The sequence below is a fragment of the Calothrix sp. NIES-2100 genome, assembly GCF_963875285.1.
Taxonomy (GTDB): domain Bacteria; phylum Cyanobacteriota; class Cyanobacteriia; order Cyanobacteriales; family Nostocaceae; genus Aulosira.
The window spans coordinates 419,738-445,874 of record NZ_CAWNLA010000001.1 but is presented as its reverse complement, the minus strand read 5'-3'; the positions used below and the strand labels follow the sequence as shown (position 1 = coordinate 445,874).

Genomic DNA, 26,137 nt, shown 5'->3' with positions numbered 1-26,137 from the left:
TGGTTAGATATAAGACTTTGGCATAGGAGCGTATTTAATACAGCATTAGGGCCAAGAAGAGTTTTGTAAGACTGTTACAAATTACTCTCAAAACCTGAGATTGCTTTATGTACACTCTTGAGACTTTTGCTTTTCCTTTGAGGTCTGATGCACCAAATTGATACTTTTTCGTATTGACTATATTAGTGCTTAATTTAGCAGAAGTACATTAGCAAAATGTTTGAATTATTTAAAAGCCAGCAAGTAGCTTGATGGACTTACTAAATTAAAAAAATTTTTTCTTCTGCTTAAAGATGTATCTTTATCTACATCTTAAGACGAAAAAACCCAGATGTGAACCTAAATCCACACTTAGAATACATAAAAATAATTTGTATAAAAAAAAATATAAATTTTAAGCTTCCACATAACTCAATAGTTTGAAATAACTGCCTTGTGGCGGATATCCTTGCTATTTGACTTACATTTGGGTTCTCCGAAATAGCTTTTGGGTTCTCCGAAATAGCTTTTGGGTTCTCCGAAATAGCTTTTGGGTTTGCCAATATAGCTTTTGGGTTCTCCGAAATAGCTTTTGGGTTTGCCAATATAGCTTTTGGGTTCTCCGAAATAGCTTTTGGGTTCTCCGAAATAGCTTTTGGGTTCTCCGAAATAGCTTTTGGGTTCTCCGAAATAGCTTTTGGGTTCTCCGAAATAGCTTTTGGGTTCTCAGAAATAGCTTTTGGGTTTGCCAATATAGCTTTTGGGTTCTCAGAAATAGCTTTTGGGTTTGCCAATATAGCTTTTGCGATGTCTAAGAGGTTGTTTGAAAAGTGATTGGCTGTGATTATAAGTACTTTCAGATCCCCCCTAGCCCCCCTTAAAAAGGGGGGAACTGGACTCAAAGTACCCCTTAATAAGGGGAGCCACTGCGCCCTTGCGGGTTCCCCGACTTGTTCGCGCAGCGTCTCCCCTTGGGAGAAGCAAGTGGCGTGGATTTAGGGGGATCTAGAATGTTTTGCTACCGAAGACAGGACTTTTAAAACATTCTCTAACGACAAACTGCTGCGCGTCTACGCATTTATTGTACTAACACAAAATCGTAGCCAGTCCCAGAAGGACAAGGCTTACTTGGATCGCAAGGTTCAATTTTGACTAGAAAAACTCCACCTTGGCGATCGCCTGATGGTGTAAACTGAATTTTACCTGTTGCTCCCATCGCTGAGAAATTAGGATTCGCTAGTACCTTTTGTAAGCCTTGGCGAGTTTTATTCTCTTTTAAGCCGGTGACAATTACTTGCATTGCATCATAAGCTGTAGCAGTTCGCGGACTTACCTCTCCACCCCAAAGCTTAGCGGCTCTGTCAGCAAAGGAATTACCTTTATTCATATTCCGGTTAGCATCCCGATGCCAAGGTACAGCCACTACCATCCCTTTGACATCTCCTTGTCCAAACTTTAAAACCTTACCGCTGTAGAGTTGTTGCGAACCAAAAAGTGCTAGTCTACCTCGATTCTCTTTTGCCACATCAATCGCTGGATTAATATTAGAAAATCTGGGGATGAGAAGTATAGCTTCTGCTCCATCGCTAGTAGCCTTGGCGATAAAATCACTTGCTCTAAAATTCGCCGCTCCTAAATCGCACTCTGTACTACTAACTTTTCCCCCAGCTTGATTAATTAAATCACTATATTCTTTGACAACTTCTTGATTTGGTCTTTCTTGGTTAGATGTTTGTTGATTATTATTGGATGAGGAATCTCGGCAAATAGCGATATTCGTGCGCCGTTGTTTTTTCACAATATATTCTGCTAAAGCTTGATTGAAAATACTCCGATTAGGGCTAATATTAAAGACATATTTGCTATCCCCCAACGCATTTGTCTGATTTTGTCCTGGTTGACTTCTTCCACTACCTGGGGAAACTCTCACCAAACTATTTTGTTTATAAAGATTTTCGTTGCGCCCAAAACCTACTACTGCTAAAAGATTGCTGTCTTTAACCAATTCATTATCTATTTGTTCTAGCTGTCCAAAGTTATTCAAACTGACAATCTCAACTTGTAATGCTACTCCATTAATACCGCCACTGGTATTAACATCTTCTTGGGCTTGCGCCACACCACGTAAAGTCTCTTGCGCCTCCGCCAGACTAGTACCAATCGGAGCAATTACGGCTATCTTTAAGGCGTTCGAGTTACCTACTTTGGCATTATTCAAATAAATTAATGTCTCTGGATCATTGCGCTGCTTTTGTAGGGATGCTTGGAATTGGATAATAGCAGTACCAAAATCACTAGAGTTAAAAGCTTTTATTCCCGCTGCTTTCTCATCTGTTTTATCGGCTGTGACTAAAATTTTTTCACCTTTACTCATCCATTCTGGAGACGAGGAAACTGGAGAGGTTGAAACTGGAGAAGTTGAAATCTTCACTGCCGGTGACACCATTGAATCTGTTCTGGGTGAGTTAGATGCTTGAGGAGAAACTTTGCTAACCAACCATAAAATCCCTGCTACCATCACCCCAGCAATTCCCAAAGAGACAAGCAACCGAATATTTTCATCCTTAGGTGTCATAGATCGCTACCCCTCTAATTTGTATCAAATTTATCTAAACGCAGTTGTAAAAAAAAGTAAAATAATTTACATAATCAAAAATATCTAGCAATTAACTTGTCCACGAGTAGGGATGTCACCATCAGCATAAATGCCAATAAGCCAGCAAGTATGATTAATAAGAATACAACTATCAACCCATTTGTTCCTGATTGCCAAAGATTCTTTAGCGGTAAATTGTGGAATACCGAAAAAATGAATAAATTTGTAATTACTGCAATAATCAATAAATAAATCTTTTCAAACAAAGACCGAGATTGGGTAAAAATTAACCCGCCTAAGATTAGCAACCATAGTCCCCAACTAATTACTGTCTTTCCTAAAAAACTCAATAAGATAATAGCTAAAAACGAACCACCAGTACTTGCGATCGCAACCCCAGGCAGTAATTTCCTCAAGGATAATTGGGAAAGATGAGTATGTTGTGGTTTTAATTGTGGCTGTGGCTGTGGCTGTGGCTGTGGCTGTGGCTGTGGTGAAATTAATGTGTGAGGGACATTCCACTGTGCAGGCATCGGCGAATTCAATGCTTGCAAAACTTCCCTCGCTGACTGATAACGCTGTTCATGGTTTTCTTGCAATAATTTATCAAGAATTTGCTCTAATTCCTCACTAATTGGCTGTGTCATTTGGTTGCGCCAATTATGAGTCCAGCTAAAGCCTTGTTTTAGCCATAGTTGAGATGGCGGAAAAATAGTTAAAAGATGAAAACAAGCTATTCCTAAACTGTAGAGATCGCTAGCAGGATAAGCTTCACCAAACTGCATTTGTTCAATTGGTGCATACCCCAAAGAACCAATAATTGTCCCTGGTGAAGTACTGATTGCTTCTGTTTTTTGTTTAGATACACCGAAATCAATTAGCACTAACTTACCATCACTTTGACGGCGAATAATATTTTCTGGCTTAATATCTCGGTGAATCACCTGTTGCTGATGTATTAATTCCAGCACAGGTAATAAATCATTCAATAGTTGTCTAATTTTAGTTTCACTAAATGCTCCCTGCTGTTTTAACTCCTGTAATAAATTTTGTCCAACAATTAATTCCTGTACTAAATATAGGTAGTCATTTTCTTTAAAATAGCCATACAGTGTGGGAATTTGATCGTGTTTTCCCAACTCTTGCAGGCGTTTTGCTTCTCGCTCAAACAACTCTGTTGCTTTCTTTTGGGCTTCACTACCACCACCACCATAAAATTGACCGCGAACTAGCTGTTTAACAACACATTGTTCATTTAACTTGTCTACATCTTCTGCAAGATAAGTACGCGCAAACCCGCCTCTACCTATTGGTTGGATAATGCGGTAACGATTTCTCAGTAGCGTTACTAAACCTGTTCCACAACTGAGGCAAAAGTTTGAACTGTCAGGATTTTGAGGATTTGGACAATCTGGGTTGAGGCAGCAGATCATAGAATTATCGCTGTCATTTTCTGAATAATTAAAATATACCTTAAATTCAGTTATTTTCTGGAATATGTTTAGTTTTTACTAATAATTCTTATAGAAAGGCAGATAGACAAGGGCAGAGAGCGCTAGGATGGTTATTAGGTTAAAACTGTCAGTTGTCATTTGTCAGTTGTCATTTGTCATTTGTCATTTGTCATTTGTCATTTGTCATTTGTCATTTGTCATTTGTCATTTGTCATTTGTCATTTTGATTTTAATAATCTAAATTGCTAATAAAACAGGATTAGTAGATGTAGTGCTTAGGGAATGAATATGTGTTTAAGCTGAGGTCTAAGGTAAGAGTGCGATCGCTGCTTGTAAATTTATCATTCTGTTGAGTAAATCAGGTAAAATCTAACTACAAAATTACTGGACTTATACCAATTTGAAAAAATAATGCATTGGTGTCAACTTAACGTCGCCCGCCCGACTAAGAATGAATTCCTAGTCTAATAGCAAAAGTCATCTAAAGATGACTAGATATCCCCGAAATTTTGAGAAAAATCGTAGGTTGGATTGAGGCTCTGCGAAACCCAACAGAGCCAAGCTATTGTTGACGGTTGACGGTTGAGTGTTAACTGTGAACCGTCAACGACTTTAACGGCATAATTTACAGCAAATTGCAAGTTGGTGAGGTACAGATAATTGTAAGAGCATGGCAGTGCCCATTGGTGTCAACTTAAGTTAAAAGGCTTATCCCACAGGCATTTTACCCCACCCCTCAATCCCCTCCCCGTTTACGGGGAGGGGAGGTTTTGCGTCAGCAAAGCCGGGGTGGGGTGACGCGGATCATGATGTTAAGTGAGAGAATTCGCTCATCACGTCTTGGTAAGGGTTTCACGTTAAGTTGACACGTATGGGCAGTGCCATGCCCCTACCGGCGTACTTGAGTAAGTGCAACAGCACCCCACAATGGCGCATCATCACCTAAAGCGGCGGGAACAATTTTCAAATCAACTTCTGGTAATGCTGTTTCCCTCGCTACTTGAGATAAAACTTCCCACCATCGATTTCCCGCTTTGGTCACACTCCCACCTAAAATAAACAATTGGGGGTTGACTAAATTTGCAACATTGCCAATACCTACACCTAACGCCCAAGCCGATTTTTGTAAAACTTCCTGTGCTAAATCATCCCCAGATGCCGCAGCTTGACTGACTAACTGCCCTGTGATTAAGTCTAAATTATCGCCTACCAAATCCCGCAATATTGTACCGATTTTGCGTTCCCTTGTTAATAGTTCCCGTGCATTTTGCGCCATATATGGCCCGGAAGCTAAACGTTCCACACATCCCCGTTTTCCACACAAACACACTGGGCCATTGGGATCGACAACTATATGTCCAATTTCCCCAGCCATCCCAACAGAACCGCGCCAAGGCTGATTATTGAGTATCCAACCACCACCGACACCAGTGCTAATGGTGATGTAAAATAAGCTGTCGTAACCTTGACCTGCACCAAAGCGGTGTTCCCCTAAAGCAGCTATATTGGCATCATTATCTACATAAGCCTGAACACCAAATTCTTGCTCTAACAATTGTTTTAGGGGAAGATTTTCCCAGCCAGCAACATGATGGGAAAGTCGCACACATCCGGTAGTCGCATCTACAGGGCCGCCAAAGCTGACACCAATCGCCGCAGGTTTGGTATCTTGCAACAAAGAGTGAACGAGCGATCGCATAATTTCTAAATCCGTGTTAGCATCTGCATTCACTGGAGACAGCCGGCGTTCATAACGCAACCACTCTCTAGAACCAAGATTTACCGTTGCTGCTGCTAATTTAGTTCCACCAAAGTCAAGAGCTAATATTAATGTCATAATAATTCGTAATTCGTAATTCGTAATTCGTAATTCGTAATTGAAGCGGATGATAAATTATCAATTCATTCTTTTTGTTCAAGTACGCCATCAATGAACTGTTGCAAGCGTTCATAATGTGTTCCTTTCCAATAAATCTGCTGGCATTCTTGACAGCGATGAAATTCATTGTTCTGTAATTGCACAGTTTCTGGTAATTGGTCAATAATTTGTTCTTTCGCTATAGATTCTAGTAAGCCGTTGCAACGCAAACATCTTTGAAAAGGCGATACTAAATTAAATAAATCGAAGCGGCGGAGAACTTCTAATATTTGTTGCTGAGGATTAGTACTTCTGACGTAGTAGCCATGATGAACTAAACTACGCATTAATAAACCCTTATCCCGAGTTAACAGAATTCTCGCTTGTGTATGGGAAATTTCTGCTAATTCCTCATCTGCATAATCATTGCGATATAAAGTATCAAAGCCTAAAAGCCTTAATGATGTGGCCAGTTTGCCTAAATGAATATCGAGAACAAAGCGAATGACACTCAGCGATTGTGGACGCACTGACACTGTAGGTGTAGTAATGTCAGTTACAGAAATGGGATAGATATGAATGATATCTCCATCCTGGACAATATAAGAAAAATCTACATATATATCGTTGACTTTTATATAATCAACTTCAGGATGGGGAACGCCTAAAGACTCAATCATGTCTTTAATCGAGGCTCTTTCCGCAAAATTATGGGTGATTTTCATCCGCCGTTTATTTCGGGGGAGAAAATCATTTAGTTCAGCGTAGAAATGGAAATAAGCAACAGCCATATTTATTTAATTCGTAATTTAATTCTTCAGATCCCCGACTTCTTTAAGAAGTCGGGAATCTAAATCCAGCTAGATGAATTACGAATTATTTAAGTTGTGTATTCGGCGTTAATCTTCACATAGTCATAACTTAAATCACAACCCCAAGCTTTACCTGTACCATGACCATTACCAACGCTCACAGAAATTAAGACTGTGTCTTCTTTAAGATACGCGCCGGCTGCTGCTTGTTTCAAATAAGCACTGGCTGCTGCACGATCAAATGATAGAGGTTGACCATTTTCTAGTAATAAGAAATCCCCTAGCTTGATTTGCAGATTTTCTTGCTCAAAGGGTACACCTGCACGTCCGGCGGCGGCGGCGATGCGTCCCCAGTTGGGATCGCGGCCAAAAATTGCCGATTTAACTAGGGATGAACCGGCGATGGTTTTAGCTATTTGACGGGCGGAAATTTCGTCATGTGCGCCAGTAACTTGTACTTCTATTAAGCAAGTTGCACCTTCCCCATCACGGGCGATCGCTTTGGCTAAATGCTGACAAACTGCTGTTAACATGGCCTCTAGTCTTTCCGCTTCTGTCCCCTTTTCAATAATAGCTGGGGTGCGGGATTGACCATTTGCTAAAGCGATTAAACTGTCATTGGTGCTGGTATCACCATCAACTGTAATCGAATTAAAACTTCTATCCGCCGCCCGACTTAACATTTGCTGCCATAAAGTAGGTGACACAGCTGCATCACAGGTAACAAATGCCAGCATAGTGGCCATATTGGGGTGAATCATGCCCGAACCTTTGGCAATCCCACCAATGCGCACCGGGCGATCGCCGATAGTTGTCTCTAAAGCAATAGATTTAGGCACCAAGTCTGTAGTAATAATTGCCCCAGCGGCATCATCTGAACCTGTTTCTGACAAAGCGGCTACTAGTGAAGGAATTCCGGCTTTCAGTGCATCCATCTTGATGCGCTGTCCAATTACCCCAGTGGAAGCCAACAGAACCGATTCGCTAGGGATGTTAAAAGCTTGTCCGACTATCATCGCTGATTCTAGAGCATCGAACCAGCCTTGAGTACCTGTAGCAGCATTTGCCTGTCCTGCATTACAGAGAATCGCCCGCGCATTCTGTTTAGCTTGTAAACGTTGACGACAATAATCTACGCAGGCGGCTTTAACTTGACTGGTGGTAAATACACCCGCTGCGATCGCTTCTACGTCTGATACTATCAAAGCTAAATCGGGTAATCCTGAAGGCTTTAAACCTGCGGTAATTCCTGCCGCCCGATATCCCCTTGGTGCTGTGATCCCACCAGTAATCTCCTGCCAGTCTGCCATGATTATTCTCTCACAACTATATAGTGGCTCGACAGGCGATTATACCAATTGTTAGTGGTCAGTTGTCAGTTGTCAACCGTCAACAGTCAACCGTCAACAATCAACCCTATTCCCTATTCCCTGTCACCATCACCTGCGATCGCTCATCACGCCATAATTGATATAACCGATTCGCTGGCATCGTCAAATATAAAATATCCCCAGGATTGAGTTGGGTGTCTAATAAATCCCAACCGTGCAACGTTTGATTAGCTGCTTCTACATACAAAGGCACAAAGTCAGCTGACATGGCTACATCTTTCACCAATTCACCACAAAAGGGGTGTACTTGGGTAATCATCGTTGCAAAAGCTACCCAAAGGCTATCGGCTGTAATTCCATTACCGAGGATACGTCCGCCTAGTGCTGCTGCGGCGAAAGCTGGGGCTGCTAATTCTGCCGGACTGAGTACCGCCTCGAAATCAAATACTTGTTGTGCCATGCCGGCAAAATCAGGGTCAGCATAATGGACAATGACGGGAATTGTGGGTGATAATCCTTTGGCTTTGAGGGCAATTTCTAAGTTAATGGCATCGTTACTAGTAACAGCTAGCACTGCGGTTGCATTGTTAATATTACTGGCTTGGAGGATGGCGCGGAAGCTAGCATCACCTTGAATTACAGGTATGCCAAGTCCGCGAGTAGTGTTGACAAATCTGTTGTTACTGTCAGTCTCAATTACTACCACCTCATGTCCACTGGCGTGGAGTTCTTGCACAATTCTCACACCAATGCCACTCAAGCCACAAACTATGTAGTGATGACGCTGGGGTATCCGGGCTGCATCCCAAAATTGTTTGAAGCGATTTCCGAGAACAAAATCGGTAAGCATCGCATACCAAATACCAATCACTGCTGCACCAACTAGCATCATTACTACAGTAAATAGCTTGATACTATTGGGAGCATTTTCTACTATTTTATCATTACCACCTGCTCCGGTAATCATGCCGACTGCAAAATATAAGGCATCGACAAAAGAGATATTTAAACTAGCAGAAACATAGGTGAGTGTAGCAAGTAAAATAATTACTAATAGCACCGCTGCCATCGCTACCACCGATTGGGCATGTTTTTGAAATTGCTTTAAGCTAGTAAAGACTTTGAGCAGTTTTCTTACCCATGATTTGCGGTGAGGACGGACGCGGGGTTGGATACCAACAATAATGCGATCGCCTACTTTTAATTCTTGTCCCGATAGTAATGCCGAAACCAAATTCATCTTACCTTTGACAGGTAAATAATAAATCAGCATCCGCGAACGATCTTCCCATAATTCACTGAGTTTATGACCCAGCCAAGGATGGTATTCATCAATATATTCTTCTTGAATTGGCCAAGTTTTTTGAAATAACTTAATGTGTCCGATCGCTTGATTACCCAGTGCAGCAAAAGTAAACACTGGTGCAGCCAAACCTACCACACTCATACTCAAGTGGTTTGGCAAAGTCTGATCGAGACGTTCAGCCAAACTTGTATTATAAAAGCGGTTGATAATCCGAATTTCGGGATTCAATACCCGCGCTTGCAACATAATTGCTAAATTACGTGCATCATCGGAACTAGCAATCACTAAAGTTTGCGCTTGCTCAATTCCCGCTGCTGTTAGGGTAGCAGCTGTATGTAAATCGCCAACAATCACATCTGGGGCGGATTCACCAGGGATGGGTTTGTGATGAATACCAACTACAAATGCACCCTGCTGTCTGAGCAACCGAAAGACTTTATATCCTGTACGTCCTAAGCCACAAACAATAATTCGAGGTTTCATGAAATAGCAGCATTATGATATAAGGGGCTGCATTCGGAGATATTGATTAATATTGTTGCCCACTTCCTTTGCTAAGAACTGTAACTGACAACACGGTAATCAATTTAAAATTTAAAATGAAGCGACTGTTTTAAAAATTAAGCGCTGTCTACGACAAGCCGCTTCTCTTGGAAACGCACTCGCGATCGCGTCTACGCATCGCCTGACAATGCCATTGTATCGAGTCACAATGCTATTGCATCACCTTGTTATGCCATTGCATCACCTTGTTATGCCATTGCATCACCTTGTTATGCCATTGCATCGCCTTGTTATGCCATTGCATCACCTTGTTATGCCATTGCATCGCCTTGTTATGCCATTGCAGAGAGCATCCCAATTAAGACTCCATACCCTAGGGGACTTACAAAAAATAATACCAATTTGAAAAAAGAATGCGACAGATTGGTAGGGGCACAACATTGTTCATTGGTGTCAACTTAAGTCAAAACGCTTATTCCACAGGCATTTTACCCCACCCCTCAATCCCCTCCCCGTTTACGGGGAGGGGACGTTTTGGCTTTTAGACAAAACTGGGGTGGGGTAGCGCGGATCTTGGTGGTACGTGATTTTGTATCAAATCATATCCAGGCAAGGGTTTCACGTTAAGTTGACACGTATGAACATTGTTGTACCCTTATGAATAATTTATGTGTCGCAAACATTATTTGAATTGGAATAAATTACCCATATTCCGTAGTGCGAGCTTCTTGCTCGCTTTTTAACATTAGCTCGCGAGACGCTCGCACTACAACTTTTTAACATTAGCTTCCGAGAGGCTCGCACTACAAATTTATTGGGTATTTAAAAAATTGGATGTCCCTGAGGGCGTTTTTGCTTTTGCCTCCTGCCTCCAGCCCTCTGCCTTCACTAGATAAATTGGCACTTTGACCAGATGGATCGAGTCAATATTATTTAGATAGCTTGAACCTGGAAGGCTTTAAGGTATGAATAACTTAGTAAAATTAACAATCCTTAGTGGAATTATATCGCCCCTAGTGGTAGCAGGAATAATCTCAGCTAAAGCACAAACACAGCCAGAGTCACCACCTGGGCCTATTTCTGCACCCAATGTGACCCTAAATATACAACGTAGCGCTGGCAATTGTCCGAAAACAATTGGACTGTGGTGGTTTGTCTTGCCTTATGAAGGTGGAGCAGAACATACAGTAGTTGCAGATACTAGAGCAATCGCTGACTCTACTAAGTTAGTGTCATCTACTAAGCAGTATGTGGAATTTGTCTCACCGCTACGGGATGATTACGCTTCTTGTGTTGGTCAAACTCAAGGTAAAGAATATAACTTCTATAGCGTCCAGTTTAAGAACAAACAAGCCTATTTTCGTGTAGACTTGCGCAAAATTGATGCACCTGCGAAAGAAATTTCCTACAAAACTGTAGCCGCTTCTCGTCCTTATGTCCGATGGGCGATCGCTGATTAAGATTATCTACGCTTAGTGTTTTGTGACGAAAGTCATGCTTTATTCATGACTTTTGTCTGTACTTTTCTTTGATGAAAACGGTTTTAATTACTTATGTAAGGGCTAAGAGCGGCTACTACTCAATAATGGGTCAGGACATTAACAAAGTAGTAGCTGTTCATCCCTGGCTTAAAGCTAGTTTATTCCTCATTGCCCATATAGCTGCCATACTCAGCAGCTATATCAGCAGAATCAACAATCATTTCTCATTGATTTTCTCCAGGAGCTGCGTGTTTGTAGCTTCTTTTTTATTTGGATGGAAAATAGTATTTAATGGGACATATCCCAAAGTTGAGCGACTCTAAGCCGGTTGGAGTTCTTCAGCGCCCCACATTCCGCGACTGAGGTTGAGTAATTACAGAAGATGGACGAGGCGAAACTGAATTACGTAACAGCAGTATCGGAATACTCAATAATCCTAAAATTATGACTACTGCGGTAATTATCCAAACTGAGAACCGATGAGGTTGATAGTTACCTCGTTCAATTTGCCAGTAAACCTGATTGTATTGCCAAGCGGCTATTGCAATGGTCATAATGCCAGCAATTACTAAAATAATCCCTAAACTTTCTGAATTGAATAATTCATTGACAGGGGGTTCCTTTTGTGTTATTACCAAATTAAGCTGATGCAAAAATAGACCAAATCGAGCGATCGCAAAACCAAAGCCAATTAAGGCAATAGAAGTACGTAGCCAAGCCAAAAAAGTACGCTCATTTGCTTGATGCTCACGTTGACGGTCTATTTTCGGGATTTTATCCATTAGTTTTTTCCTATTTCACCATCCCCCGACTGATTATACATAAGTGCTACAAGAGAAAAATTCATTCCTTAAATAATAGAGAATCTGCGGAAAATTCTCAAAAACATATCTGCTGGCAGAGACTCTCAACAAGCGCAATAGGCGACAATATAATTTGCAATCAATTAGGGTGATGCTATGTTTCGTCTAACTCAAATTATGCGGAACTTGTACCTTCGTCTGGAAGGTTTTTTCTCTGTGATTTTCACAAGCGTAGCTAATGTTGTCAAAAATTCCTTTGGTTTTTTTGCCAAGCTGTTTGGATTTAGTGAATCTGGTTATTACTTAGAACCCGATCAGGTACAAACCCTGAAGCAAAACGAAACTCAACAGCAAATTGAAACTAAACAGGATACCACTACTCAAACTCCTGCCAGCAAGCGCCGCGCTAATGCCAAAATGGAATATTACCTCAACATGGCTCGCGATCTGAAAAAGAATTAAGGCGCGGATCAGCCGCGCCAAATATGGTGACAGTTGGATGATTTTCTGAAGTTAATACTTAGAAAAAGCACCTTTATACTGTATTAAATAAACTCAAGGTTTGTTGTGATGCCGCATAGCTTTATGGATTTTCTTCCATCGTTCTTTCTCAGCTAATTGTGCCCTTTGGTCTTGTTTACGGGCTGAGTATTCAAGTTCCTTTTGCAACTTTTGGTAACTGAGAAATCGAGAATAATCAAGTAGCTTTTCTGACAATGCCTGTTGCACCGCACAACCAGGTTCTTGTTGATGCTGACAATCGCGGAAGCGACACTTTTGGCCTAAAGTTTCAATGTCTGCAAAAGTTTCTTGCAAACTATCATCACCTGCCCAAATTTGGATTTCCCTCATCCCTGGGGTATCGATAATCAAGCCCCTATTCGGGAGTAATATTAATTGACGATGGGTTGTTGTATGTCTACCTCGGTCATCACCTTGTCGTACTGATTGCACAGCTTGCACAGATTCACCCTTGAGTTGGTTGGTAATGGTAGATTTACCAACACCAGAAGAACCTAACAAAGCTACTGTCTGTCCTGGTTGCAAGTAAGATGCTAAGGCATTCAATCCTTGATTATTGGTGGCACTTAACACTACTATTGGTACACCAATGGCAATGGCTTCCACCTGGGCCAAGCAAGATTCTAGAGACTCACACAAGTCAGACTTGTTTAAAACAATGACTGGATTTGCGCCACTTTCCCAAGCGAGAATCAAATAGCGCTCAATTCGTCTGGGATTAAAGTCACCATCTAGTCCCGATACGAGAAATACAGTGTCAACATTAGCTGCAACAATTTGCTCTTCTGTTTTATTGCCTACAGTCTTGCGCGAAAATTTACTTTTCCTGGGCAATATTTCGTGGATAGTTGCTTGCTTTTGGGCATCTTGCACCGTGATAATCACCCAATCTCCAACTGCGGGAAAGTCTTGGGGTTGAACAGCATGATGTCTGAGTTTACCTGCAACTTTAGCTCTTAGTTCTCCTTGTTCACCGATTAAGGTGTAGATATTTTTGTATTCAACAGCAACTCTACCAACAGAAAATCCTTGTTGGCGATATGTTTCAAAGCTGTGAGCAAAAAAATTACTCCAGCCTAAGCAATTCAAATTCATTGATATTTCCTCAATGTGTGCTACTTGTGTTGCACAAGGCCTCACAGAGGAGGACACTTTCCAATTTATGGCAGATGAGCCGATTCTCTCAAATTCGGCAACCAATCCAATCAGATTAAGTGTCCGTAAATTCTAGATTTCATTCCTGGAAGATGGAGGATTGAACAAGAATCTCTGTACCTTGTGTCCGTTGAGTTGAAGTGGTTAATATCACCCGGACTGCTACAAATTCAGTCATATTGCTTCCTCCCGACATACTACAAGAAATAATCTACATTACTACATTACTACATTAGCCGATTCCGGTCTCTATTCCCCTGTTAAGAGTTCCCCTTAGAATGAACCAGTCGCTCATGGGGCAAACCCCAAGACCTCGCTGGCTCAACTGTTTCCTTTTTTAATACACAATATTTAATTATGGCTTAATGCCAGCAGGAATCAGGGCAAGGTGTTGCAAAATTCTTACAAGCAGATATACTGAATAAAAGAGGGTTAAAAAACTTTCTGATTTCTGAAAAAGGGGAGAAGCTAACTACCAAAAAAAGCAGCTAGCTTCTAGCGTAATCTACCGTGTCTTTGTCTTCAGCCGTTTACTGCTCCATTTCCCATACTAAGCTTGTCATTTTTTTTTGTCAAGTTGTCATTTAAATCTGACATAAAAAAATGTCTTGCATTTCAGACTTCATGAGAGAAAATATAGACAAGCATAATATTTAGGATTTTGGCATATGACTGACAGAAGGCGTTCTGATGATTACAAGCAAATCAGCGGCTATATCCCACTGGAGTTAGCCCTGGAGTTTAAAAGCATCTGTGCCCGCTTAGGTATCTCCCAAAGCGATGCTATGGAAGAAATGGCTCAAGAGTGGGTAGCGAAAAAAACAGGTTCTCATGCGCTCAATGGTCGAAAAGCTGCACCACAAACAATTGCCCATGTAGTACGGGCTAACATGGCAAAACTCAAGTGTTGTGGGTTAAAAAACTTGCCAGCCTTGGCAAAAGGCGAAGTATTACCAACACCAGGTGACTTTGCCATCATTACATCGGCTTTAGACATCCCGGAGGAAGAAAGACAAAAAATTTGGCAAGAAACTTTTAAAATTTCCGTGTATCAGGATTATCAGGGTGTAAAAGGATATAGAGATTCTGGAGGTGTCAAAGAAGATGAGTGTGAGTATTCTTAGAATCCTCAACTTACCGGGGTGGAACTTTAAAATGTCTTATGAAGGGGTTTCAATTTTTGCCCCAACAAAGCGTGATGCTACTTACATAGCTCAAAGCTACGGAGAAGCGTTTAGCGAAACCGCATGTAAAATTAATGGCAAAGTGCGAATTCAATGGCGAGGCTGCAAGCAACCAATTGAATTCTTTGGCTGGATGTCAAGCGAACAACCGCCTACAGCGTCGGAAACAGCCGAAGGGATTTTGCAATCAGAGGGTGCAGTGTTTTGCAGCCAATTACGTGTACCATCACAGTTGTTGTACCGCATGGTTGCGGCTGCGGAAAATGAGCGTCCAGTGAGCATCGTCAGACAAGATACTCGCAAGCAAATCATTGTGAATCAGCCAATGGCCCAAATGCTACAAACTCCGCCAGAAATTGCCACTCAAAGGATCATGACCCAGTTTTGGCTACCTGAGGATTTAGCCGAACTCGAACAAAGATTACACAATGATAGGCAGTTTACTTGGACTTATTCTGCTGGACTGAATGAGAGAGCTTGGGCAATCCTGACAACCCAGTTTGAGGCTTTTGAGGTGGAGGGTATTTGGTACAGACAGGGAATCAGCTTGGCAACTCCCCAACTTGTACCCATACCCCCAGGGGTGTTGGAACAAGCTTAAATTAACAATTTAACTCCTGCTCGAATTAGAAAATCATCAGGTGTATCATTGATTTTTCTATTTCGGGGTGCATTTCTTCCAGTTATCAGTAGTTATCAGGTTTTAAGTTTTCCGATTAAAAATTGAAGCAATCAGGGCAAGACTGTTGCAGTTATCGCTTTATTCTCTTCAGGACTTCTACTAATTCTCTCGTGCTGCCTTGTTGTGGTGACTGAAAATTTAAAAAATGTAGCGAATTGTAGCGAATTTAAAAGTAGTCACCTTATCTGGGAATAAGCCTTCTAATTAGACTAATTATCACACCGATAGAAGATTGCTGATCTTAGATGCGTAAATTTCCTCTGACAGATATAGAGGATACATATTTACATCTATATTATGGATGTTTGATTTTGGTAAATGCACCCTTGACACTCCATTGCACTGAATAAATTTACCTTGACTTTTACTAATAAATCGTATCCATCCTTACAATTTGTGGGCATTTGTCATTGGTCATTGGTCATTAGTCATTAGTCATTGGTACAGACAAGAAATTTCGCGTCTGTACAATAGTTGTCCTTCTTGTCCCCCTCATCCCTCCTGATAGGTAGGTTTTTTGTTGTGTTAGGTGTGGTAGAGTTTTTTATTTGCACGCAACATGCGATCTTTTGAGACCAGGGAGGCAGCTAGAGCATGACTAAACCAGAGATAGCATCTTATGGAGCTTGGCGATCGCCGATTACCACAGATTTAATTACTTCCCAAACGATTGGCTTAGGGCAAATTTTTCTTGATGGCGAGGATATTTACTGGAGCGAATTACGACCATCAGAAAAAGGTAGAAACGTAATTGTACGGTTGAAAAATGGTCAAGTTCAAGATGTAACGCTTGCTGGTTATAACGTCCGTACCCGCGTTCATGAATATGGCGGGGCTTCTTTTCTGGTAGTTAATGGCACAGTTTACTTTTCTAACTTTGCCGACCAACGCCTGTATCGTCAATCTGCTGAGAGCGAACCACAAGCGATCGCACCAGAAGTAGCTAAACGCTATGCAGACGCTATCTTTGACCATCAACGCCAGCGAATTATTTGTGTATGCGAAGATCATACGGTTGCTGGGCAAGAAGCTGTCAACACATTGGTAAGCTTAGGGTTGACCGCAGATAGTACACCCCGGCAACTAGTTGGGGGTAACGATTTTTATGCTTCGCCTCGCCTCAGTCCTGATGGTTCTCACTTGGCTTGGCTAACTTGGAACCATCCAAATATGCCGTGGGATGGTACAGAACTGTGGGTAGCAGAAGTCCAAGCAGATGGATTATTAGGAAAAGCTCAACAAATCGCCGGTGGTCTAGAAGAATCTATCTTTCAGCCCCAGTGGTCACCAGATGGCACACTGTACTTTATTAGCGATCGCACAGGTTGGTGGAATCTCTATCGCTGGCAAAATGGAGATGTGGAACCATTAACTCAAATGAAAGCAGAGTTTGGTAAACCTCTGTGGGTGCTAGGGATGCGTACCTATGATTTCTCCTCAAGCGATCGCATTATTTGCACCTATACTCAAGAAGGTACTTGGCATTTAGCTAGTCTTGATACCAAAACAAAGCAACTAGAATCTCTGCCAACCCCTTACACAGAGATTTCCTCACTGCACGCCGCCCCTAATAAAGTAATTTTTATCGGTGGTTCTCCGACTGAGCAGACAGCTATTGTACAGTTAGACTTAGCTAGTAACAAGCTAGAAGTGCTACGCCGCGCCAGTGATGTGAAAATTGAGGCTGGTTATCTTTCCCTACCCCAAGCAATAGCATACCCGACAGCGGATGGTAAGACAGCCTACGCCTTATTTTATCCACCACAAAATCAAGATTACACTGCTCCAGTAGGCGAAAAACCACCGCTGATTGTCAATAGCCACGGTGGCCCAACAGCAGCAGCGGGGACGAGTTTGGACTTGAGCATTCAATACTGGACTAGCCGAGGTATAGCAGTTTTAGATGTAAATTATGGTGGTAGCACAGGTTATGGTCGGGAGTACCGCCAAAGATTAGATAGTCAATGGGGAATTGTTGATGTTGATGATTGTGTGGATGGGGCGCGTTATTTGGTAGAACGAGGAGACGTAGACGCAAACCGCCTAGCAATTTCTGGTGGGAGTGCTGGCGGTTATACAACTTTGTGTGCTTTAACATTCCGTAATACTTTTAAAGCAGGCGCTAGCCACTTTGGTGTGAGTGACTTAGAAGCTTTAGCGCGAGATACTCACAAATTTGAGTCGCGATACTTAGACCGCTTGATTGGTGCTTATCCAGAACAGCGTCAGATTTATCAAGAGCGATCGCCGATTAATTTTACCGAACGTCTGGCTTCGCCGGTGATTTTTTTCCAAGGATTAGACGACCAAGTCGTACCACCCAACCAAACAGAAGCAATGGTGACAGCACTGCGAGTTAAAGGTGTTCCCGTAGCATACCTTCCCTTTGAAGGTGAGCAGCATGGTTTCCGACAAGCAGAGAATATCAAGCGTTCTTTGGAAGGGGAACTTTACTTCTACTCGCAGATTTTCGGTTTTGAATTAGCTGACACAATTGAACCTGTAGCGATTGAAAACTTTACTTAAAGAGCCTTTTTCCGCCCAATAGCCATAATATGGGCACTAGCTCCTAATACAGAAGGTTCAGTTTCTAGCCAACGAATAGCTTCTAAAAGGCGTTGACGGCGAACTGGCTCATTCCAATGTTCAGAGAAATTTTGGAGTAACCAACCTGGCCCTTCAATAGCCAAAGTGCTGAGATAATCTAAACCTGCTGCTTCAATCTCAGCTTTGAGTTCATCTGGATGATGTAAAAAAGCTGTAGTGAAGTAAGCAGGATGGTTGTTTGGGTTACGATGTTGACCGTCAATCAAATCCTGTTGCACAATCTCAACAAATTCAGGGTCATCTAAAAAACCTTTTAGTAATCCATCTAAGGTTGAAGCAAAGCGAGAAATTCCCACAGCGAAGACCAAACCCCCACTTTTTAGAATCCGGTGAGCTTCGCGCAAAGCCTGTATTCTATCTTTGCTATCAATTAGGTGATACAAAGGGCCCAGTAGGAGAACAGCATCAACACTATCGTCCGCCCGATTCACTTGACGGGCATCGCCAACTGCTAAACTAGCTAGAGGATAATTCGGTTGTGTTTGCGCAAATTGTCGGGCTTGCTCAATGTGCAAAGGAACCGCATCAATCAGGTGGACTTCATAACCTTGTTGCGCCAACCAATAAGCATAAACACCAGAACCACCGCCAACATCAAAGATGACCGCAGGTGCTGGCGGTAGGTAGCGGCTGATAATTTCTTGGGTGCGCGTAAATTCCAGCACACCTGTACCTCGTGATAACCGCTCCTGCTCTTTACCAATTCCGTAATGGATTAACGCCTCATCGGAAAGTGGGTTACTGAACTGAGATAAATCTGACACCAAAGTAATTCCCTAAATTACAGCTATTGATTATTGTCTCTCGCTCTGCGGCTGATGTTGAGGACGATGTAGAAACCAATACCAACCAGAACCTTGACGATTCAGCCAATAGTCTTCTAAATCGGGATTTTCTCTAGGGAAATCAGAAAATTGGGAGTCATCATGAACGCGAATTCTGACATTCTCACAATTCCCTTCGATTTCAATTGTGACAGCCTGATTGTCGCTCTGGGTTGGGCGCAAGAGGCTATCTCTGATGATGCGTCGATTCCTATCTACATTTTGGCTATGACTGGGAACACAACGTACTCTCACCAAGGAGTTTTCATTGGGGTTATCTAAAAGATAGGGTAAGATTTGAGAGTCACGAATTCTGGGAGTGTCGGCGCTAGCTAAAGATGATACCGACAGCAACAGGATTGTACTCAGAGTAATAATTCTCGCTCCAGGTGGGCTGTTCATCATATCTCCCCAGAAATAAAAAAAGTAATTGCCAGGGTACTGACCCTGGCGTAGAATCAATTAAAAATTACGAATTATAGCTGTAGCCAGATAGATTAGGACATCAAGCTAAAATAAAACCCAGAAAATTAAAGGCTTTCAAGTCTGTCAACAGTCAACACTTCTCTTTGCTACGCAACGCTACCGCGAACGAGTGAGCTTCAGTGCATCGCAGTCAACAGTCAACAGTCAACCGTCAACAGCTATACAAATTGGTATAACTTATTTATTATCTAGCAGTTGATTTACCTGCTGACCTCGACGACCAGTTTTAATTTCGTAGCGGCGAGTGAGGTTGTCTTCATAGTTCATATCTCTTGCAGCCGCAGAGTTAACGAAAGCATCGCAATTCTTACCTTGAACTACTGTGGCGGAACTGCTGCTATTTTCTTCATTGCGGTTATTGCGGGTATCTTTGGAATCGCTGTTATTTTGGCTACCTTGGCTAGCACCGCTACCACTCACGCCAATACCTAAGAAGCTAACACCACCGCCACCGCCGTCATTGTGGCTTTGAGAGGAACTAGAACGAGTACTAGTAGAAGTTGCGATCGCTATTTTAGTAGAACTGTTGCGAGTATTGCTACCTAAACCCACATCACTACATAAAGCACGGGGGTCATTTGCGAGAGTTTTTGGGTCAACCCAAGATTGATGGTCTCCCAAGCCTTGAATTTCAGTATTACCAACTGGATTACCAGGTGCGCTAGGTGTAGGAGTGCTAGGAGTACCAACAGCAGCGCCAGGGGTAAGAATACCAGGTTTAAAAATACCAGCCGGCTGTACATCAAATGGCCCTGCGAATGCTGGTAGTGTACTAGTTAAAAGTGCAGTAGCTGTTAGCAATGAGCCGGTTAAGTGACGGAATTTCATGGTCATTCTCCTCAAGTTTCAGTGTTTGTCTTGGGCTTTCACCCTTGCACTTACTCAATAGGTTGACCTTGATTAGTTTATGCAGCCTCTGGGGAAATTTTTTTGTAAATCCTGGTTAGCACTTTGACTAACCTCAGTGGGGGTTGACTGTTGACTGTTGACTGTTGACCGTTGACTGCGCCGCACTGAGCTTGTCGAAGTGTTGACCGTTGACTGTTGACCGTTGACTGTTGACTGTTGACTGTTGACTGTTGACCGTTGAGTGTTGTTTTCTTGACAAATGACAAATGACAAATGACAAATGACTAGTAAATCATCTTGATGTTTTCACCGAACTATGCAGTACCCTTTAGAACTTACCTTCAAATTCTGGGCTTTAGCGCCGCAAATCTCGATTGTTGATAGTCAAGGTAATTTGGTTTTCTATGTCAAGCAGAAGCTTTTCAAGCTGAAGGAAGCAATTACGATTTTTGCGGATGTAGAACGTAGCCGTCCGCTTTACTACATCAAAGCTGACCGAATTATTGATTTTTCGGCACGTTACAACTTCACAGATAGCAATGGTAAGGAGATTGGCGCGGTAAAACGGCGAGGATTGCGATCGCTTTGGCGGGCGCGTTATGACATATTTAATGGTGAGACTAGCAATCTCAACATCCAGGAGAAAAATCCTTGGGTGAAAGTTGCAGATGCTTTATTCGCAGAGATACCAGTTCTGGGGATGTTCACAGGTTATGTGTTCAACCCAGTTTATCTAGTTAGCCGCGCTGATGGCACGGTTGTCATGCGGTTAGAGAAAATCCCCGCTTTTCTCTCTCGACGATTTACGATTAAACCTGTCGATCAAATTAGCGATCGCGAACAAGAGCAAGTTTTGTTAAGTTTAATGATGATGCTGCTACTAGAACGCGATCGCGGCTAGCGATGAGTAGCCGTCTTAACTGGTAAAAAATATCCCAATCATTAATTTGCCTATCGTATCACTGGTGAGGGCTGGGAAACCGATTGGTGTCAACTTCACTTCTCTGACTTACCCAACAGAACACCCACAGGCTGTAAGCCTGGGGCTAACGCTACAAAGCCCACTTCCGTGGGCTAAGAAAATTTAGCCCACGGAGGTGGGCTTTGTTCAATTAGCCGCACCCTTCGAGGGTGACGGCGGTTTATTGGGTAAGCGAGGGATTGGGGGTGAGGAAAAAACCTTGTCAACCAAAAGGGTTTCACGTTAAGCTGACACCTCTGGGGAAACCCCCGCCCCTACAATTTGCGTAATTTATTTTTTGCTATGTACTTAGTAGCCATCCACTGACCAATGGGGAGGGTCGTTACTCAATTTATACACTCCGTAGCTACTACCTACTGTCCATAAATTTCTATTCAGGGCTGCATTTGCTGGATCGCCTACAGACACCATTCGCCCATTACCATCTCTAATATTAATCTTGCCATTCCAGGTAACATTCCAATCAATTGCTAATCTTTGAATATGGCGAGAATTTAAGGAAACAGGATTACCACCAACTCCATAAGCATCTACCATCTCTTGAGCGGCTTGTACTGAGCCAGCATTGGTGTAATGCTCCCATTCAATATTAACTCCAGCCATACTTGGCACATATTTAGCAGCAATATCTTGTCTATAAATTCGCGCTGCATAATGCATCAAATAAGCACGTTCTTTCGGACGATGGGTAGCGGTAACAATTACCTGACATCCTGCATCAATCAGCGCTTTTTGAAATGCTTCTACTCTTTGACGAAATGGTGAAGCTAAATCAGCAATTAACTTGCTAGTAGGGAAGTTATCAACCCAATGTGCTCCACTGAGGCGAAATCTTTGATTTTTCGCATAACCATTTAAAATATCCAAAGCTGGCGTTAAATCCTGTCCTAGTTTTTGCTTAGTAATATTACTTAACGCCTCTTCTATTTCGCTACGCCAGCGCACATCTCTTTTTTTATATGCTTCGGCTAATCCTTTATTACTGGTATAACCAAAGTCTCCATCTACTTTTAAAAGAGGATTTAATTGCCCTGTTTTATTTAAACATGCTTGTAAATCTTTAACTTCTGCTTCCCCAAAACCAAGGTAACTTAGCAATGTATTAGCTGCTAGGTTAGGAAGTTGCAAAATTAAACCCTGATTCAGTGCTATGGCATAGGTCATGTTACCAACGACACCATCACCAGTTAAGCCATTTCTTTGCTGATAGCTACGAGTTGCTTGATCGGTCTGTTTACCAAAATCACCATCAACAACATCAATTGGAAATTCAGCATTTTTCAAAAAGCTTTGCCAAGCAAAAACAATAGCTCCTTCTGAGCCAAGTTTTATTACTGGTAATTTCAGAATGCTGACATTAAAAGCCATAATTTTATCTCCATTAAAAATTATAGACTTCTTGCAAAAGCTTGATAATTTTTCTAGTAAGAGAATGAGTGTTTTTCAGGACTTTATCTGTTACTTCAGTTACTTTTGCAAGCAGTCTATTTATTAGCCAAGTGTGAGAGTTAAATAATCAACTTAACCCTCATCATGATTGTCTACTGTTGGTGTGATTGACCATTTTCAAAACTCTTTTAAATTGCTAATAATTAAGCGATTATTTTTTGCCAAGAAGCCGGTCCGATAATGCCATCAGCAACTAATCCATTTTGTTTTTGGAAGTTTTTCACCGTTGACTCGGTTTGCGGGCCATAGACACCATCAACATCAACACCTAAACGATATTGCAAGTAGCGAATGACTGGGCCGCCTGCATGATTTGGGCGAATTATTCTTTTTGCCAAAACTAAATTGATTGCATCCCATGTAGCTTTGTCAGCAGTTCCTGTTTCTGACAAACCAGCTACTTTTTGAAATTTGGCTACAGCCGAACTGGTCGCCCCACCAGCTATGCCATCTTCTACTAAAGTTTTACCATTTTTATCGGTGATTTTTAGCTGATTCAAGGCTTTTTGCAGCCGCAGAATTGTAGTATCTAAATTCTGCTCCTCATCTGGTACGGGGTTTACAGGAGTGGTTGGTAATTTACCTGTCAAGCCTTTAACAATTGCATTAGCTATTGCTTCTGGATTATATAGATTCATATCTTTTTGCGAATCGAGGAAGCAACCTTCTACAAGAATCGCCGGCATATCTGTATTTCTCAGGACATATAAATGAGAACCACTCTTAACACCACGATTAAAAAATCCTAATTTGACAAATTCATCTAATACTGGTTTAGCGATTTTTCGACTAGTTTCGCTACCAGCAAATACTTCTGTGCCGTTTGCTTGTCCGTTAAAGGAATTAAAATGAATCGAGACATACACATCAACCTTGTTAGCATTTGCTTTATCGCATCTTTTAGCAAGTGATTCAGTTACTGTGCTAGCCCTATCAGGTTTACAAACAACGACTTGATGTCCTAAAGCTTGCAGCTTAGATATCACTCTATTTCCGACATCTAAGGTTAAATTATCCTCAAATCTGATGCCTCTAGCTCCGGTGTCTGGAGGGCAATTATGCCCACTATCAATGCCAAATTTCATGTTTGATTCCTCCACGTATTTTCATAATAGTTTAAATGTTTAACATTTTTTGATAACTCTCTTTTATACTTTTGAGCAGATAAAAATAAATTTTCCATGCTCAAAGTTGCCATGACTAGAAAAATTCTATAACATAAATGTGGTTAAATTTGCTATGACTAAAGTCATAAAATAAATAATCACTGCCAAAATGGCACATAACATTTTTTAACTACATCCTGCGGAAAATAAATTTCCGGAATTTAACAAAAATTTTCTTATTATGCTTTGTGTGTCAGTGGTCAATGGTCAATAGTCAATGTTCATTAGTTATTTCTCCGGTCTCCTCATCTCCCCCAGCACAGGAGGATTAGTAGTTGATATTTATGTATATATACTGAGAGAATTGGCTTAATCTGAGTATTCTGTTTTCAGTCCATTACTTAAAACGGTAGACAGTCATGACAAATGTATCGAATTCTATCTTAGACTCAAAAACCCCTGCTGATGTAGTGATTTCTGTACAACCACGCAAACCTGTCCAAGACCCGACTTTGGGTATTGCTGTGAATGTTAACAAAACAGGAACTCCCAAAAATCGACTAGTAGCAGTGGGGGATTCAATCACACAGGGTTTTCAAAGTGGAGCTATATTTAATACGCAACTCTCATATCCAGCAATTATTGCTAAAGAATTAGGTTGGGAGCAACTACGCTATCCTACTTATCAGAGTCCAACAGATGGATTGCCATTAAATGTAGAACGTTTAGCCCATGACTTAGAAAAAAAGTTTGGTTCTAATATTAACCCGTTAGAGTTTGTTGGTGTTGCCTTATATTTACGCCAATACTTAGATATTAATGAAAACTATTGGGAACGAGGTGAAGGTTCACTGTTCCCGATTCAACAAGGGATAAACCATAACCTAGCAGTCTATGGATGGGATGTGCGTAATACCATATCGCGTAATGCAGACATTTGTATTAAAACCCTTAAAGATCATCCAGCTAAGGATGATTATCTAAGGTTAATAGTGGAAAATCATAATGACCGGGCGGCGATTCGTGTTTTAAATTCAGCGCGCAATAGCAATAGTGTCGCACTTTCCCCAGTACAAGCAGCAGCAGCTTTGGGTGATGAAGGTACACCAGAAACGGAAGGGATTGAAACACTAATTGTCATCATTGGTGCAAATAACGCTTTAGGCACTATCCTCACTTTTAATGTTGTCTGGAGTGATACTGGCTATGATGATATGGAAATTAATGATAAATATACTGTTTGGCGACCTATTCACTTCAAAGCCGAACTTGATGAGTTAGTTGCTGAAGTCAAAAAAATCCGCGCTCGCCATGTAATTTTTGGTACAGTACCCCATATTACCATTGTGCCTTTTGCCCGTGGTGTCAATCAAAAAGTTAAACCAGGTTCGCGGTATTTTCCTTACTACACCTTACCTTGGATTGAAGACAAAAATTTTGACCCAAACAAACACCCTCACCTTACACAACAGGAAGCCAGAGCGATTGATAGCGCTATTGACCAGTATAACGACTATATAACTGATGCCGTGCGTCAGGCGCGCACTGAAGGCAGAGATTGGTATCTCTTTGAAATGGCGGGATTATTAGATAGGTTAGCATCCCGGCGTTATTTACAAGACCCCGAAGCTAAACCAGATTGGTGGGATGAAATGGGCGGTGCTTACCCATTACCTGCTGAACTTCAGGCGCTGAATCCTGTACCGGATTCTCGCTTTTTGCTTTCCGGGCCTAATGGTCGCACCCAAGGCGGGTTATTCTCTTTAGATGGGATTCATCCAACAACAATTGGCTATGGTATTATTGCCCAGGAAGTGATTAAGATTATGCAACTGGCTGGGGTGAAGTTTTATCAACCCGATGGTCAAACTGAACGTCCTGGTGATATTCGGGTGAATTTCCAAAGCTTGATTAAGTTGGATTCGTTGATTTCTCACCCCCCACAAAATTTGCTCAGTCTTAAGGATATTATCGGCGGGTTGGACAAGAATTTTAATATTTTGAGTAATATGCTCAAAAGCAATTATTGACAAAATCTGTGTTTTCTGAAGCGTTCTCCGCGTCCTCTGCGGTTCAAAAATAATTGATTTAACCACAGAGGCGCAGAGGACACAGAGACATTTCCCTATTACGGGTACCCAGAATCAACTTCAGGGTTCCCGGAATC

At 41.7% G+C, this 26,137-nt stretch carries 21 protein-coding genes; 7 read left to right on the top strand and 14 right to left on the bottom strand.

Features of this window, described 5'->3' with window-relative positions:
* Window positions 1-305: 305 nt before the first annotated feature.
* From AACU32_RS01775 to AACU32_RS01745, 7 genes are all read right to left on the bottom strand, one after another.
* The gene (locus AACU32_RS01775; protein ID WP_096597277.1) at window positions 306-881 is read right to left on the bottom strand and encodes a hypothetical protein; all 576 of its coding nucleotides are present in this window, start codon (window positions 879-881) and stop codon (window positions 306-308) included.
* Between the two features lie 176 nt (window positions 882-1,057).
* A complete protein-coding gene (locus AACU32_RS01770) occupies window positions 1,058-2,554 on the bottom strand; it encodes an ABC transporter substrate-binding protein (protein WP_096597275.1) in 1,497 nt (498 codons plus the stop codon).
* 74 nt (window positions 2,555-2,628) lie between these two features.
* On the bottom strand, window positions 2,629-4,008 hold the full coding sequence (locus tag AACU32_RS01765; RefSeq protein ID WP_096597273.1) for a serine/threonine-protein kinase: 1,380 nt from the start codon (window positions 4,006-4,008) through the stop codon (window positions 2,629-2,631).
* A 910-nt stretch (window positions 4,009-4,918) separates the two neighbouring features.
* Window positions 4,919-5,866 (bottom strand): ROK family protein, encoded by a 948-nt coding sequence (locus AACU32_RS01760; RefSeq protein WP_096597271.1) that lies wholly within the window; start codon window positions 5,864-5,866, stop codon window positions 4,919-4,921.
* A gap of 65 nt (window positions 5,867-5,931) precedes the next feature.
* The gene (locus AACU32_RS01755) at window positions 5,932-6,678 is read right to left on the bottom strand and encodes a Mut7-C RNAse domain-containing protein (RefSeq protein WP_096597269.1); all 747 of its coding nucleotides are present in this window, start codon (window positions 6,676-6,678) and stop codon (window positions 5,932-5,934) included.
* An 89-nt stretch (window positions 6,679-6,767) separates the two neighbouring features.
* On the bottom strand, window positions 6,768-8,009 hold the full coding sequence (gene argJ, locus AACU32_RS01750; RefSeq protein ID WP_096597267.1) for a bifunctional ornithine acetyltransferase/N-acetylglutamate synthase: 1,242 nt from the start codon (window positions 8,007-8,009) through the stop codon (window positions 6,768-6,770).
* Between the two features lie 106 nt (window positions 8,010-8,115).
* On the bottom strand, window positions 8,116-9,819 hold the full coding sequence (locus AACU32_RS01745) for a potassium channel family protein (RefSeq protein ID WP_096597265.1): 1,704 nt from the start codon (window positions 9,817-9,819) through the stop codon (window positions 8,116-8,118).
* A gap of 986 nt (window positions 9,820-10,805) precedes the next feature.
* Between AACU32_RS01745 and AACU32_RS01740 the strand changes: the two genes are divergently transcribed.
* Window positions 10,806-11,300: a hypothetical protein gene (locus AACU32_RS01740; RefSeq protein WP_096597263.1), complete on the top strand. Its 495-nt coding sequence runs from the start codon at window positions 10,806-10,808 to the stop codon at window positions 11,298-11,300.
* 359 nt (window positions 11,301-11,659) lie between these two features.
* Here the strand turns inward: AACU32_RS01740 and AACU32_RS01735 are convergent, their stop codons facing one another.
* The gene (locus tag AACU32_RS01735) at window positions 11,660-12,103 is read right to left on the bottom strand and encodes a YidH family protein (protein ID WP_096597261.1); all 444 of its coding nucleotides are present in this window, start codon (window positions 12,101-12,103) and stop codon (window positions 11,660-11,662) included.
* Window positions 12,104-12,280: 177 nt separating this feature from the next.
* On the opposite strand from AACU32_RS01735, the gene AACU32_RS01730 reads away from it, so the two are divergent.
* The gene (locus tag AACU32_RS01730; RefSeq protein ID WP_096597259.1) at window positions 12,281-12,586 is read left to right on the top strand and encodes a threonine dehydratase; all 306 of its coding nucleotides are present in this window, start codon (window positions 12,281-12,283) and stop codon (window positions 12,584-12,586) included.
* Between the two features lie 93 nt (window positions 12,587-12,679).
* Here AACU32_RS01730 and rsgA read toward each other — a convergent pair whose 3' ends face one another.
* The gene (gene rsgA / locus AACU32_RS01725) at window positions 12,680-13,741 is read right to left on the bottom strand and encodes a ribosome small subunit-dependent GTPase A (RefSeq protein ID WP_096597257.1); all 1,062 of its coding nucleotides are present in this window, start codon (window positions 13,739-13,741) and stop codon (window positions 12,680-12,682) included.
* A gap of 728 nt (window positions 13,742-14,469) precedes the next feature.
* Between rsgA and AACU32_RS01720 the strand changes: the two genes are divergently transcribed.
* The 3 genes from AACU32_RS01720 to AACU32_RS01710 all read left to right on the top strand — a co-directional run bounded on the left by AACU32_RS01720 (window position 14,470) and on the right by AACU32_RS01710 (window position 18,193).
* Window positions 14,470-14,925 (top strand): hypothetical protein, encoded by a 456-nt coding sequence (locus AACU32_RS01720; RefSeq protein ID WP_096597255.1) that lies wholly within the window; start codon window positions 14,470-14,472, stop codon window positions 14,923-14,925.
* Window positions 14,906-15,586, top strand: a complete 681-nt coding sequence (locus AACU32_RS01715) for a PAS domain-containing protein (RefSeq protein WP_096597253.1) — start codon at window positions 14,906-14,908, stop codon at window positions 15,584-15,586. Before AACU32_RS01720 ends, AACU32_RS01715 begins: the two co-directional genes overlap by 20 nt.
* Window positions 15,587-16,261: 675 nt before the next feature.
* Window positions 16,262-18,193: a S9 family peptidase gene (locus AACU32_RS01710; RefSeq protein WP_096597251.1), complete on the top strand. Its 1,932-nt coding sequence runs from the start codon at window positions 16,262-16,264 to the stop codon at window positions 18,191-18,193.
* Here the strand turns inward: AACU32_RS01710 and AACU32_RS01705 are convergent.
* The 3 genes from AACU32_RS01705 to AACU32_RS01695 all read right to left on the bottom strand — a co-directional run bounded on the left by AACU32_RS01705 (window position 18,190) and on the right by AACU32_RS01695 (window position 20,412).
* Window positions 18,190-19,038: a class I SAM-dependent methyltransferase gene (locus AACU32_RS01705; RefSeq protein WP_339377418.1), complete on the bottom strand. Its 849-nt coding sequence runs from the start codon at window positions 19,036-19,038 to the stop codon at window positions 18,190-18,192. The genes AACU32_RS01710 and AACU32_RS01705 overlap by 4 nt on opposite strands.
* Before the next feature lie 30 nt (window positions 19,039-19,068).
* Window positions 19,069-19,503 carry a hypothetical protein gene (locus tag AACU32_RS01700; protein ID WP_339377417.1) on the bottom strand — a complete coding sequence of 145 codons (435 nt, stop codon included), beginning with the start codon at window positions 19,501-19,503 and terminating at the stop codon, window positions 19,069-19,071.
* A gap of 258 nt (window positions 19,504-19,761) precedes the next feature.
* On the bottom strand, window positions 19,762-20,412 hold the full coding sequence (locus AACU32_RS01695; RefSeq protein WP_096597245.1) for a hypothetical protein: 651 nt from the start codon (window positions 20,410-20,412) through the stop codon (window positions 19,762-19,764).
* A 337-nt stretch (window positions 20,413-20,749) separates the two neighbouring features.
* Between AACU32_RS01695 and AACU32_RS01690 the strand changes: the two genes are divergently transcribed.
* Entirely contained in the window at window positions 20,750-21,334 is a 585-nt protein-coding gene (locus AACU32_RS01690; protein ID WP_096597241.1) for a hypothetical protein, read from the top strand.
* A 369-nt stretch (window positions 21,335-21,703) separates the two neighbouring features.
* On the opposite strand, the gene AACU32_RS01685 is transcribed toward AACU32_RS01690, so the two are convergent.
* Together AACU32_RS01685 and AACU32_RS01680 are read right to left on the bottom strand one after the other, a co-directional pair.
* On the bottom strand, window positions 21,704-22,783 hold the full coding sequence (locus AACU32_RS01685) for a peptidoglycan-binding domain-containing protein (RefSeq protein WP_096597239.1): 1,080 nt from the start codon (window positions 22,781-22,783) through the stop codon (window positions 21,704-21,706).
* A 224-nt stretch (window positions 22,784-23,007) separates the two neighbouring features.
* Window positions 23,008-23,949 (bottom strand): N-acetylmuramoyl-L-alanine amidase, encoded by a 942-nt coding sequence (locus AACU32_RS01680; RefSeq protein ID WP_096597237.1) that lies wholly within the window; start codon window positions 23,947-23,949, stop codon window positions 23,008-23,010.
* Window positions 23,950-24,389: 440 nt separating this feature from the next.
* Between AACU32_RS01680 and AACU32_RS01675 the strand changes: the two genes are divergently transcribed.
* Window positions 24,390-26,000, top strand: coding sequence for a hypothetical protein (locus AACU32_RS01675; RefSeq protein WP_096597235.1), 1,611 nt, complete (start codon window positions 24,390-24,392; stop codon window positions 25,998-26,000).
* The last annotated feature ends 137 nt before the right edge of the window (window positions 26,001-26,137 follow it).